The organism is Streptomyces cellostaticus (genome assembly GCF_023630175.1).
Classification (GTDB): domain Bacteria; phylum Actinomycetota; class Actinomycetes; order Streptomycetales; family Streptomycetaceae; genus Streptomyces; species Streptomyces cellostaticus_A.
Genome location: NZ_JALLIN010000082.1, coordinates 1 through 12,371 on the forward strand (window position 1 = coordinate 1; position 12,371 = coordinate 12,371).

The window sequence follows — 12,371 nt, forward strand, 5'->3', positions numbered from 1 at the left end:
ACATCCCGATCATCACTCTTCTGGACGTACCCGGCTTCCTTCCGGGCGTCGATCAGGAGCACGGTGGAATCATCCGGCACGGCGCGAAGCTGCTGTACGCCTACTGCAACGCCACCGTGCCGCGGATCTCGCTGATCCTGCGCAAGGCGTACGGAGGTGCGTACATCGTCATGGACTCCCAGTCGATCGGTGCCGACCTCACCTACGCCTGGCCCACCAACGAGATCGCCGTGATGGGCGCCGAGGGCGCGGCCAACGTCATCTTCCGCCGCCAGATCGCCGACGCCGAGGACCCCGAGGTCATGCGGCAGAACATGGTCAAGGAGTACAAGGCCGAGCTGATGCACCCGTACTACGCGGCCGAGCGCGGACTGGTCGACGACGTGATCGACCCCGCCGAGACCCGCGAGGTGCTGGTCAAGTCGCTGGCGATGCTGCAGTCCAAGCACGCCGACCTGCCCTCCCGCAAGCACGGCAACCCCCCGCAGTAATCGAGCGGACCCGTCGCGGCAACCCCGCGGACCCCTCACTGACGGAGACTGACACTCATGAACACTGACATCCGCGTCGAGAAGGGCCACGCCGAGCCCGAGGAAGTCGCCGCCATCACGGCCGTCCTGCTGGCCCGTGCGGCGGCCCAGCCGGCCGCCCCGGCGCACCGCGGCCGTGCCAAGGCCGGCTGGCGCCGGCTGGAGCGTGAGCACGGCTTCCGAGCCCCGCACAGCTGGCACGGCTGACCGGCACCGGCCCTCCGGGCCGCCCGAGCACGACACGGGAAGGGCCCCTCCGTTTTCGGAGGGGCCCTTCCCGTGTCGTGTGTGCGGGCCGCCGCCGCGCGCGACGGCGCGGGGAGCCGCCCGCGCGGCCGCCGCCGAGCCGCGGCCGACGTGCGCACCCCGTCGGGGGCGTCCCGGGGGCCGGACCGGAGCTGCCGGGCCACCGGGACGCCCCCGTACACGACGAAGCTCCCGTCCCTCGTGAGGAGGGACGGGAGCCGAAGTCGGTTGCCCCCTGGCCCGGTGGCCGAACTCCCGCCGGCGACCGGGGTCCGGCGACCGGTCCTAGCGAAGACGCGCCATCAGCGCGTGCTCCACCAGCGTGATCAGCGCGCTCTTGGCGTCCGCGCGGTGCCGGGCGTCGGTCGTGATGATCGGGGTGTCCGGGCCGATCTGGAGCGCCTCGCGCACCTCGTCCGGGTTGTACGGCTGCTGTCCGTCGAAGCCGTTGAGGGCGATGACGAAGGGCAGGCCGCTGTTCTCGAAGTAGTCGACCGCGGGGAAGCAGTCGGCGAGACGGCGCGTGTCGACCAGGACGATGGCGCCGATCGCGCCGCGCACCAGGTCGTCCCACATGAACCAGAAGCGGTCCTGACCGGGCGTACCGAAGAGGTACAGGATCAGGTCCTGGTCCAGGGTGATACGGCCGAAGTCCATGGCCACCGTGGTGGTGGTCTTGTCACCGGTGTGGGTCAGGTCGTCGATGCCGGCCGAAGCGGACGTCATGACGGCTTCCGTGCGCAGCGGGTTGATCTCCGAGACGGCGCCGACGAACGTGGTCTTGCCCACGCCGAAGCCGCCCGCCACCACGATCTTCGCGGAGGTGGTGGAGCGGGAAGGACCGCCGCTAGAGCTTGCGAAGTCCACTGAGCACCCTTTCGAGCAGTGTCACGTCTGGCTGGCCACCGGCGTTCTCGTCGCCGCCGGGCTGATGGATGGCGACCAGGCCCGCCTCCGCCAAGTCGGCGACGAGAATCCTGGCGACGCCGAGGGGGATCGTGAGCAGGGCCGAGACCTCGGCCACCGACTTGATCTCCCGGCACAGGTTGCAGATCCGCTGATGCTCGGGCAACTGGCCCTGCATCTGGTGCGGAGCGGCGGTGGTGTGCACCAGTGCCTCGATGGCGAGCTGGTAGCGCGGGCGGGTCCGGCCGCCGGTCATGGCGTACGGACGCACCAGGGGGTTGTTCGATGCGGATGCCGGCGCCGGTTCGGGGCGGCGCTGCGGCTGGACCGGCTGGATCCGCGGGGCCGACGGCTGGTCGTACGGCGACGGCCCGGGGCCCTGCGGAGCGTACGGCTGCCGGTGACCAGGGGTGGAGGGGAAGTCGTACCGGTTCGCCGAACCGTCGCTCTGGCCCTGGGCAGGGCCGTACGACCAGTTGCCCGAATGCGAACCGCCTGGGGGTGTTGCCACTTTCTCCTCCTCCGACTGTGCGGGGCACCCATACGTGTGGAGCCGCGTCCCGAAACCTTACGGCCCCGGGAGGCGAATACGCACCGTTCGTCTCTTAGTTGAGAAGGCTTCCCTGGAGCTCCGCGCGGAGATCCGGGGTGAGAACCGTGCCCGCGCGGTCCACCAGCAGGGCCATCTCGTACCCGATGAGGCCGATGTCCGCTTCCGGATGGGCCAGAACGGCGAGCGAGGAGCCGTCGGAGACGGACATGATGAAGAGGAATCCCCGCTCCATCTCCACAACTGTCTGGTTCACGCTGCCGCCCTCGAAGATGCGGGAGGCGCCTGCCGTCAGAGACGTCAGACCGGAGGCGACGGCCGCGAGCTGGTCCGCGCGGTCGCGGGGGAACCCTTCGGACATCGCCAGAAGGAGTCCGTCGGCGGAGACCACCACCGTGTGGGACACCCCCGGGGTGTTGTCCACGAAGTTGGTGATCAACCAGTTCAGGTTCTGTGCCGCCTGGCTCATCGGGCTCACACTAACGCTCCTGGTTGTAGGTGCTGTCAGGACCACTGTGCTGATTACCAGTGGCCTGGCCGTTCGTTTCACTGCCTGCGCTGCGTCCGCGTTGGACACCTCGACGCAGGTTGCTCAGCCTGCCCCGGACGTCCTCCGGGGCGCGGGAGACCTGTGGGCCTCCCTGAGGGGTGCTCTCGGCGGTGCCTTCGACCAGGTTGGCCTTGGGTACCCGCCGGGGCAGACCGGAGGCGGTGACTCCGCCGGCCTTGGGCTTGCGCAGCTGCGAAGCCTGCTGCCAGCGCTCGTCGTTGGCCGAACGCCAGTCGCCGTTGCCCCCCGAGGTGTTCCCCGCGGGAGCCGGTGCCTCCGGCTGCACGCGCCCGGCACCGTCGGCGCCGCCGGGACCGCCCGCGGAACCGCGGCGCGGCAGACCCGCGTCGGTCATCTGGTGGGCGGCGGAGGAAGCCGATTCCGGACGGTCGAAGCCTACGCCGTTCCGGTCACCGGAGTCAGCGGGCCGCGGTTCCGTTTCCGGAGCGTAATGGGCCGGGTAGCCGTTCTGGTAGCTGTCCTGCTGAGGCCAGTCGTCCTGGTAGGACTGGCTCTCGTAGGAGCCGAACCCGTCGGACTGGTTGCCCCGGGCGGGTGCCTGCTCCTCCTGGGCCGGTTCCGCATACGCGGGCTCGGGGTAGCCGCCGCCGTTCGGGGCGAAGCCGTCGTCGTGCGGCATGGCGCCGTTCGGCGCGTAGTACTGGTCGTCGTACGACGGCTCGTACCCGGTGTCCCGCGGCTCCTCGTACGCCTGCTGCTGGTCGCCGTAGGCCTGCTGCCCGTCGTAGGGCGCGGGCTGGGCGGGCTGCTCGCCGAAGCCGGCGGCGCCGTCGTAACCGCGGGCCTCGAACTCGTCCGCGTACCCGCCGTGCCGCCCGTCGGCCTCCTGCTGCGGCTCGCCGTGCGACTGGGCCTCCAGCGCGGCGCGGCGCTCCTCGCGCATCAGGGAGCGGCCCACGGGGTCCAGGTCGCGCAGGTCGTCGGGGACCTCCGCGTAGCGGCTGTCGTCGAAGCCGAGTTCGGCGGCGGTGCGCATCGGCTGGTGCTGCGCCTGGCTGAAGTCCTCACCCTGGAACTGCTGCTCCGGGATGATCTGCGAGACCGTGAACTCCTCGCGGTCCAGCGGGGCTTCGCCGCCACCGCCGTGCGTGATCGCGTCCGGCAGCATGACCAGCGAGGTGGTACCGGCCTGCTCGCCGGAGGGACGGAGCTGGACCCGGATGCCGTGCCGGTCGGACAGCCGGCCGACCACGAACAGGCCCATGCGCTGGGAGATCGCGGCGTCCACGGTGGGCGGGTTGGCCAGCTTGTGGTTGATGTCGGCGAAGTCCTCGGCGGTGAGGCCGATGCCCTTGTCGTGGATCTCGACCATCACCCGGCCGTCGGGCAGCCGGGTGGCGGTGACCCGCACCTTGGTCTGCGGCGAGGAGAACGTGGTGGCGTTCTCCAGCAGCTCGGCCAGCAGGTGAACGAGGTCGGTCACGGCGCGGCCGTGGATCTCGGCCTCCGGTACGCCGGACAGCTCGATGCGCTCGTACTGCTCCACCTCGGAGGAGGCGGCGCGCAGCACGTCGACCAGCGGGACGGGCTGGTCCCAGCGGCGGCCGGGCTCCTCGCCGGCGAGGACCAGGAGGTTCTCGCCGTTGCGGCGCATACGGGTGGCCAGGTGGTCCAGCCTGAAGAGGTTCTCGAGCTGGTCCGGGTCCGCCTCGTTGTTCTCCAGGTCGGTGATCAGGGTGAGCTGGCCCTCGATCAGGGACTGGTTGCGGCGGGAGAGGTTGGTGAAGATCGCGTTGATGTTGCCCCGCAGCAGGGCCTGCTCGGAGGCGAGCCGGACCGCCTCGCGGTGGACCTGGTCGAAGGCGCGGGCGACCTCGCCGATCTCGTCCTTGGTGTGGATCGGGATCGGGGCGACCCGGGTGTCGACCCGGCCCGGGTCGGTGCGGGAGAGCTGGTCGACCAGCATCGGCAGGCGCTGCTCGGCGATGCCGAACGCGGCGTTGCGGAGCTGGCGCATCGAGCGGCTCATCTGGCGGGCCACGGCACCGGCCAGGATGAAGGCGAGGAGCAGGGCCACGACGACCACGGCACCCGTGGTGATGGCCGAGGTCCTGGCGTCGTCGGCGATGCCGGACGCCTCGGTCACGGCCTTGTCGGCGAGGTCCGACTCGATCTGGCGGTACGCCTTGTACTTGAGGGTGTTGACCGCCCACCAGTTCTGGGCCGTCACACCGCCCGCCGCCAGCTCCTGACGGGTGAGCGGGGTGGTGTCCTTCATCGTCGCCAGCGCCGAGACCATCGCGTTCGGCTTGGCCGGCGGCGGGACGTACTTCGAGTCCTTCTGCTTCTCCTGCGCGACGAGCGCGGCGCCGTCCGTCTTGATCTTCGCCTGCGCGTCGGTCAGCTTCTGGGCGTCCTCGTCGGTGCCACCGCCGAGGTACTCCTCGAGGGCGATGCGCTCCAGGTAGGCGTACGAGGACAGGGAGACCCGCTGGGTCGCCAGGTTGGGGTCGTCCGGACCGGGCTTGACCAGCAGGTGCATGCCGATGGACCGCTCCAGCGACAGTGCCGCCTTGGTGAGCGACATGGCGTAGACGGTACGGCCGTAGGAGGTGATGTTGCCGGTGCCCAGACCGAGTTCGTTGGCGAACTCCATCAGGGGGTGCGCGACCTCGACGTACCCCTCTTCGGTCGTGACGCCGGTCGCCTTCTTGGTGTACGCGACCTTGCGCAGCGTCTGGAGCTTGGGCTCCGCCTTCTTGAAGAGCTGCAGACGGCGCTTGAGACCGGGCTTGTCCGGAACGTTCCGCGCGGCCTCGTGGAAGACGTCGGCCGCCTGGTCCGTCTGCTTGCGGGCCGCGGTGACGACGGCCTCCTGGTTGCCCAGCAGCAGGGGCGCGGCGGTGACGTCGCGCTCGTTCTCGAGTGCGTCGGCGTAGCCGAGGGAGGCACGCACCAGACGGGCGGTGTTCTCCGCGTCCCGCGCCTCGTTCCAGGTGTCGATCGAACTCTTCACCTGGAAGCCGCCCATGATGAGGCCGACGGCCACGGGTATGAGCAGGATGGCGTTCAGCCGGGTCGGCACCCGCCAGTTGCGCGGTGAGAACCGGCCACCGCCGGCCGGGGGAGCGGCCGAGGGCTCGGCACCCGGCACAGGGGTGGGCACCGCAGCGCGCGGCGGCGGGGTGAAGTTGCCCCGCGCCGACGGCTCGGGACCGTTCTTGCTTCGCCTCACTCGACCAACAACCTCTCGGCGGTCGGCACCTTGGTCGTGCCGCAGTCTCTCAGAGCCCGGTTCGTCATCGATCACTCAGTACGTCTTTGACTATTGGGCAGTTCAGGCATTCCAGCACGTCAGCATCCGCTCTTCCAAACACTCGGAACCTGAGGTTCCGAGTGGTGCAGGCCCTAGATAAAGCGGACATAAAGAGCGAGCCCCGCCAAAAGGCGGGGCGCTCGTGCGCACAGTGGCACCGCGCGAACGCGTCGCGTGGTGAAGAACGGCGATTCCTCTGCCGAACTGTTATGAACACCGGAGCCGACCGTGTCAAAGGCCACAGCCGGCTCCGCTTGCACTACGACAACTGCCGTACGGGGCGTCCCGATTGGGTGCTATCGCAGGCGGGCCATCAGCGCGTGCTCCACCAGCGTGATCAGCGCGCTCTTGGCGTCCGCGCGGTGCCGGGCGTCGGTCGTGATGATCGGGGCGTCCGGACCGATCTGCAGCGCTTCCCGTACTTCGTCGGGGGTGTAGGGCTGCTGTCCGTCGAAACCGTTGAGGGCGATGACGAAGGGCAGACCGCTGTTCTCGAAGTAGTCGACCGCCGGGAAGCAGTCGGCGAGACGGCGGGTGTCCACGAGCACCACCGCGCCGATCGCGCCGCGCACCAGGTCGTCCCACATGAACCAGAAGCGGTCCTGACCGGGCGTACCGAAGAGGTACAGGATCAGGTCCTGGTCCAGGGTGATACGGCCGAAGTCCATGGCCACCGTGGTGGTGGTCTTGTCACCGGTGTGGGTCAGGTCGTCGATGCCGGCCGAAGCGGACGTCATGACGGCTTCCGTGCGCAGCGGGTTGATCTCCGAGACGGCGCCGACGAACGTGGTCTTGCCCACGCCGAAGCCGCCCGCCACCACGATCTTCGCGGAGGTGGTGGCCCGGCCCGCGTCAGAGCTTGCGAAGTCCACTGAGCACCCTTTCGAGCAGCGTCACGTCCGGAGCGCCGCCGTTGTTCTCGTCGCCACCCGGCTGGTGGATGGCGACCATGCCGGCCTCCGCGAGGTCGGCGACCAGGATCCGGGCCACGCCGAGCGGCATGGCCAGCAGCGCCGACACCTCCGCGACCGACTTGACCTCACGGCAGAGATGGCAGATGCGCTGGTGTTCCGGGAGCAGTCCCATGAGCGCAGCCGGGTCGGCCGTGGTGCTGATCAGCGCCTCTATGGCGAGCTGATAGCGCGGCCGGGTCCGGCCGCCGGTCATGGCGTACGGACGTACCAGCGGCTGGTCGCCCTCGTCCTCGTACGGCTCCGCGTACGGATCATGAGAGGCGGTGGGCGGGGTCATGAATCCTCCGGGCGGGACAGCATGTCGGTCAGTCGAGCCGTGGGAAGGGGCCGGTGGGGGGATTGTGTCGGCCGGACGGTGTTTTTGTGAGGTGGGTGGTGCCGGGGCCGGTCAGTGCAGCAGACTTCCTTGGAGTTCGGCGCGCAGATCCGGGGTGAGTACCGCCCCTGCGCGGTCGACCAGCAGTGCCATCTCGTAGCCGACCAGGCCGATGTCGCACTCGGGGTGGGCCAGGACCGCGAGGGAAGACCCGTCCGAGACGGACATGAGGAAGAGGAACCCGCGCTCCATCTCGACGACCGTCTGCGCGACGTTGCCGCCCTCGAAGATCCGGGACGCCCCGGCGGTCAGCGAGGTCAGCCCGGACGCGACGGCCGCGAGCTGATCGGCGCGGTCGCGCGGGAATCCCTCGGACATGGCCAGCAGAAGGCCGTCGGCGGAGACCACCACCGTGTGCGACACCCCAGGGGTGTTGTCCACGAAGTTGGTGATCAACCAGTTCAGGTTCTGTGCCGCCTGGCTCATCGGACTCAACTAACGCTCCTGCTGGTGAGTGGGGCTCGGGAAGCTGCCGGTCTGGCCGTTGCCGGCCTGACGACCCTGCGCGATGCCCCGACGGAGATTGGTCAGCCGGCCGCGTACGTCGTCAGGCGCACGCGAGACCTGCGGACCGGCTTGGTGCTGTTGCTGCTGAGCCGTGCCCGGGACGAGGTTCGCCCGGGGCACCCGGCGCGGCAGGCCGGAGGTGGTGACGCCGCCCGCCGCGGGTTGCCGGACGCGCTCCGCCTGCCGGACGAGTTCGTCGTTCGGCGAGGTGCGCCAGGAACCGTTGGCGGCGGGACGCTGCTGGGCCGGGGCCTGCTGCTGCGGCGCCGCGGCCGGGGTGCTGTCCGGCTGCCGCTCCTGCTGGTGACCGTGGAACCAGTTGGTCTCCAGCGTGTCGTACAGCGGGGTGCGGCCGTCGCCCGGGGCCGGGGCCGGCGGCAGCGCCTCCGGCTCGCGGCGGGCGGGACGCTGCTGCTGCTGCTGCGGGGCGGGCGGACGCGGCGCGCCGAAGTCGGCGCGGGCACCCGGCTGCGGACGCTCGAACTGGCCGGTGTCGGCCGGGCCCTGGCGTCCGGGCAGCGCGTGCCGGCCGGTGGAGTCACCGTCGTACGCCTGCGGAGCCGCGAACCGGCCGGTGCTCTGCGGGTCCTGCTGCCCGGGTCCCGACGTGCCGAAGACGTCGGGGCGGACGAACTGGCTGTCGCCGTCCTGCCGGCCGTACTGGCCGTTGTCTTGCGGTGCGGCCGGACGCTGGAACTGGCCGGTCTGCTGCGGGTTCTCGGTGCCGGGACGCTCGAACTGGCCGGTGGCGCCGTTCATCCCGAAGTCGGGACGGGGGAACTCGCCCGTGGAACCCGGGCCCTGGGCGTCGACCCGCGGTATCTCCGACGTGGAGCCCGGGCCCTGCCGGGCGTCGAAGCGCGGCATGCCCGAAGTCCGGGCGGCGTCCTGCTCGTCGTGGCCGCGCGGGGCGTCCAGCGAGGCGTGCGACAGCGGGGCCTGGGCGTTGCCGCGCCAGTCCGCGGGGTCGGACTGCGGGTTGCCGCCGGGCAGTTCGGCCCGGGGGCCGCCGCGCGGCGGAAGCTGGGGCTGGCGGCTCTGGTCGGAGGCGCCGGCGCCACCGTGCTGAGCCATCGGAGCGCGCGCGCCGAACATGTCCTGCTGCGGGCCGCCCGCGGCCTGCGGGCCCTGCCCGGCGCCCGGCGTCTGACCGCCGAAGCCGCCCGCGCCGGTCCCGGCCGGAGCCGGCCGGCCCTGCTGCGGGCCACCCGGGCCCTGCGGACCGCGCGGTCCGCCCGGCGCACCGGGACGGCCTCCCTGGCCCGTGCCGGGCAGTGCGGCCCGCGGACCCTGGGCGGAGCCGACCTGGCCACGCGGACCCTGCCCGGCGCCGAGGCGTCCGCCGGCCGGCGCACCGCCGAGCGCACCGCCCTGACCGCCGCCACCGTTGCTGTTGCGGCGGGCGGCGGCGACACCGGCCGCCGCCTGCGCGGCGGCGGGGCCACCGTTCGCGGCGGGCGCGCCGGGCTTGCCCGGAGCGGGCTTCTTGCCGCCCTGGGCGACGTCGACGGGCAGCATGACCAGCGCGGTCGTGCCACCGGAGTCGGACGGGCGGAGCTGGATGCGGATGCCGTGCCGCTGCGACAGACGGCCGACCACGAACAGACCCATGCGGCGGGAGACCGAGACGTCCACGGTGGGCGGCGAGGCGAGGCGCTCGTTGATCGCCGCGAGGTCCTCGGGGGAGAGACCGATACCGGTGTCGTGGATCTCGATCAGCACCCGGCCGTCGGGCAGCGCGTGACCGGTGACCTTGACCTTGGTCTGCGGCGAGGAGAAGGACGTGGCGTTCTCGAGCAGCTCGGCGAGGAGGTGCACGAGGTCGTTGACGACGCGGCCGGCGACCTCGGTGGTCGGGACGGCGGCCAGTTCGATGCGCTCGTACTGCTCCACCTCGGACGCGGCGGCACGCAGCACGTCGACCAGCGGGACCGGACGGGTCCACCGGCGGCCGGGCTCCTCACCCGCGAGGACGAGGAGGTTCTCACCGTTACGGCGCATACGCGTGGCGAGGTGGTCCAGCTTGAACAGCGAGGAGAGCTGGTCCGGGTCGGCCTCGCGGGACTCCAGTTCGGAGATCAGCGAGAGCTGGCGCTGGATCAGGCCCTGGGAGCGACGCGACAGGTTGGTGAACATCGCGTTGACGTTGCCCCGCAGCAGGGCCTGCTCGGCGGCGAGCCGGACCGCCTCGCGGTGCACGTCGTCGAAGGCCGTGGCCACCTGGCCGATCTCGTCCCGGGAGTGCACACCGACCGACTCCACAGACGTGTCCACGTCCTGCGGGTCGGACTCGGAGAGCTGCTTGACCAGCTCGGGCAGCCGGTCCTGGGCGACCTTGGTGGCCGTGTCCTGCAGCCGGCGCAGCGAGCGGATCATGGACCGGGCCACGACGAAGGCGCCGACCAGCGAGACGCCGAGCACGATGAGGATCAGCGCACCGGAGAGGATCGCCTCCTGCTCGGAGGACGACTTCAGCTCGCGGGCCTTCTGCTCCATGTCCTCGAGCAGGGTGTGCTCGATGTTCTTCATCTGCTGGATCTTGGTGGAGCTGTCGTCGACCCAGTCGCGGTAGGAGCGAGCCGGCAGGTCGTTGAGGCCGCCGGGGGACTCCAGCACCCGCTTGGCGTACAGGTCCGCCGCCTGGATCGTCGGGTTCCTGTCCTCGATCGGCTTGAGCAGCTCGTCCGGGTTCTGGCTGCTGTAGATCTTCCGGAAGATCGCGATCTGCGACTTCTCGCTCGAATAGGCGGACTCGCCGTAGAGCTGGTCGTTCTTGGACAGCTCACCCTTGGAGGTGTTGCTGGAGGTCAGGGCCGCCGCGATGACGGCACGCTGCACCGACGCGTACTCCTTGGCGCTGGAGAAGGCCGCCAGGGCGCGGGTGCGCGAGATCATCTCCGGGTTGCTGGAGGCCTCGGCCATGGACTGGGAGAGGTCGATGAGCTGGGTGATCAGCCGGTGGTAGGCCTCGACCGTCTGCGTCGAGTTGTTCTTCGACTTGTAGGCGTCCTGGCGGATCTTGGCGAGGCCGTCGAGCTGGTTGGCGAGGCTCACCAGGGTGTCGCGGACGCCCTGGAGGTTGCCGTTCTTGCTCGCCGCGTCGATCTCCTCGGAGGAGTCGAGGAAGTTCTCGCGGGCCCGGTCGGTCTTGTCCTGGTAGCCCTTGACCGTGTAGTCGGTCGGCTTCAGGCCGTGCGCCAGCGGGCCGGCGGACTGGTCGCGCTCGTCCTGGAGCGCCATGGCCAGCTCGGTCGCCTGCTTGGTCATGTCCGTCAGCAGCTTCATGTTGTCGAGCTGCTGGATGTCGTCCATCGAGTCGCTGATGCGCAGCGTGCCCAGGGCCGTCGCCGCGACGACGGGCAGGGCCAGCAGCGACACCAGGCGCGTGGAGATGCGCCAGTTGCGCAGGGCCATGCGCGAGCCGGGGCCGTTCGGGCCCTTGCCGGCCGGCTTGGGCTTGGTGGCCGGAGTGGGGTTCTGGGCCTTCGCCGAACCGCCCGGACCCGCCGTGGACGACGTGCCGGGGCGCCCGGGGCGCTCACCGATGTCGCCGGGCTGGGCCGGGCCCGGGTTCTGGGCGTGCTGGGGGGAGGAACCGCGGTCGGTCCCGCCGTTCGCCTCCGGCTCCGCCGAAGCGCTGCCATCCCTCTTGAAACGTCCCTGCACTAGCGTCGCAACCTCTGGACCAGGCGCCTCTCCGCGTGAACGGAGAGACACGGTGTCGGCGTCTTGGAGAGCGCCCTGAATACGCCCCCCGGTGGTCTTGAGTGACCCGGCGCTGGTTCCCCCTTCTCGCCGCCACTCGGCGCTGTGTTGCGCCCCCTGCGCGCCGGCTCGATCCCGCGGCGGTCCGTGGAATTCCAGCACAGTGCCGGATCTCCAACAAGGGCCATGAGCCGAGCTGTGACCTACGTGACGGACGGTGAGGGTCGGGCTACGAGCTGTGTGAGTCGATCTCGTGCAAAGCGGACATAACGCTGCGACTCGGCGCCTGCCACCAGGTGTCCCAGTCGCCATGATCAGGAGCGGAATGAGAGCTTCAGGGGGGCAATGTCCGTTTCTCCCGCAAGGGAGGGGCGTCTGAATTGGTCCATATGTCCACCTGGTGGTGAGCAAACTCACATGGAGATCTTGTGGAGTTCGCGTCCGTGGCGGGGAATCCGATGTTTAGCCTTGCGCTTTACGCGATGAGATGCTCTGTCAACCCACTCCCGGCCCCAGGATGACAACGGTGAAGACGACGATGATGTTCCGCAACATAGCCAACCCGCGGCGCACGACGCTGGCGCACCTCGAGGACGCCGACGAACTGCGGACGCCGGAGCTGCCGGAGCACTCCGTCGACCTCCCGGCCCAGACGGCCAACCCGCGGCGCACCGTCCTCATGGAGGTCCCGGTCGGCGCCGCCGCGACCGGCGAGTAGCCGGCCCCTGACACCGGAGGCGGCGAGCAGCC

At 70.6% G+C, this 12,371-nt stretch carries 11 protein-coding genes; 3 read left to right on the forward strand and 8 right to left on the reverse strand.

The window, feature by feature from the left end:
• Together MXD57_RS30550 and MXD57_RS30555 are read left to right on the forward strand one after the other, a co-directional pair.
• Positions 1-491, forward strand: a 491-nt coding sequence (locus MXD57_RS30550) for a carboxyl transferase domain-containing protein (RefSeq protein ID WP_284506321.1), incomplete at its 5' end; no start/stop codon positions are given.
• A 57-nt stretch (positions 492-548) separates the two neighbouring features.
• On the forward strand, positions 549-737 hold the full coding sequence (locus MXD57_RS30555) for an acyl-CoA carboxylase subunit epsilon (RefSeq protein WP_250405436.1): 189 nt from the start codon (positions 549-551) through the stop codon (positions 735-737).
• 324 nt (positions 738-1,061) lie between these two features.
• On the opposite strand, the gene MXD57_RS30560 is transcribed toward MXD57_RS30555, so the two are convergent.
• From MXD57_RS30560 to MXD57_RS30595, 8 genes are all read right to left on the reverse strand, one after another.
• Entirely contained in the window at positions 1,062-1,643 is a 582-nt protein-coding gene (locus MXD57_RS30560; protein WP_009314218.1) for a GTP-binding protein, read from the reverse strand.
• On the reverse strand, positions 1,624-2,193 hold the full coding sequence (locus MXD57_RS30565) for a DUF742 domain-containing protein (protein ID WP_250405437.1): 570 nt from the start codon (positions 2,191-2,193) through the stop codon (positions 1,624-1,626). The genes MXD57_RS30560 and MXD57_RS30565 overlap by 20 nt, the downstream gene beginning before the upstream one ends.
• Positions 2,194-2,287: 94 nt before the next feature.
• Positions 2,288-2,701: a roadblock/LC7 domain-containing protein gene (locus tag MXD57_RS30570; RefSeq protein WP_005479603.1), complete on the reverse strand. Its 414-nt coding sequence runs from the start codon at positions 2,699-2,701 to the stop codon at positions 2,288-2,290.
• A 10-nt stretch (positions 2,702-2,711) separates the two neighbouring features.
• Positions 2,712-5,978, reverse strand: coding sequence for a sensor histidine kinase (locus MXD57_RS30575; protein ID WP_250405439.1), 3,267 nt, complete (start codon positions 5,976-5,978; stop codon positions 2,712-2,714).
• A 377-nt stretch (positions 5,979-6,355) separates the two neighbouring features.
• Positions 6,356-6,931, reverse strand: coding sequence for a GTP-binding protein (locus MXD57_RS30580; protein WP_067301226.1), 576 nt, complete (start codon positions 6,929-6,931; stop codon positions 6,356-6,358).
• The gene (locus MXD57_RS30585; RefSeq protein ID WP_153177787.1) at positions 6,912-7,310 is read right to left on the reverse strand and encodes a DUF742 domain-containing protein; all 399 of its coding nucleotides are present in this window, start codon (positions 7,308-7,310) and stop codon (positions 6,912-6,914) included. The genes MXD57_RS30580 and MXD57_RS30585 overlap by 20 nt, the downstream gene beginning before the upstream one ends.
• 111 nt (positions 7,311-7,421) lie before the next feature.
• Positions 7,422-7,835 (reverse strand): roadblock/LC7 domain-containing protein, encoded by a 414-nt coding sequence (locus MXD57_RS30590; protein ID WP_003973453.1) that lies wholly within the window; start codon positions 7,833-7,835, stop codon positions 7,422-7,424.
• A gap of 9 nt (positions 7,836-7,844) precedes the next feature.
• Positions 7,845-11,582 (reverse strand): sensor histidine kinase, encoded by a 3,738-nt coding sequence (locus MXD57_RS30595; RefSeq protein ID WP_250405441.1) that lies wholly within the window; start codon positions 11,580-11,582, stop codon positions 7,845-7,847.
• Between the two features lie 565 nt (positions 11,583-12,147).
• Between MXD57_RS30595 and MXD57_RS30600 the strand changes: the two genes are divergently transcribed.
• A complete protein-coding gene (locus MXD57_RS30600) occupies positions 12,148-12,339 on the forward strand; it encodes a hypothetical protein (RefSeq protein WP_250405443.1) in 192 nt (63 codons plus the stop codon).
• Positions 12,340-12,371 lie beyond the last annotated feature (32 nt).

Excerpts from the sequence above, each read along its gene's own strand:
- MXD57_RS30555 (WP_250405436.1), top strand. The coding sequence starts at position 549 with ATGAACACTGACATCCGCGTCGAGAAGGGCCACGCCGAGCCCGAGGAA.
- MXD57_RS30570 (WP_005479603.1), bottom strand. The coding sequence starts at position 2,701 with ATGAGCCAGGCGGCACAGAACCTGAACTGGTTGATCACCAACTTCGTG.
- MXD57_RS30585 (WP_153177787.1), bottom strand. The coding sequence starts at position 7,310 with ATGACCCCGCCCACCGCCTCTCATGATCCGTACGCGGAGCCGTACGAG.
- MXD57_RS30590 (WP_003973453.1), bottom strand. The coding sequence starts at position 7,835 with ATGAGCCAGGCGGCACAGAACCTGAACTGGTTGATCACCAACTTCGTG.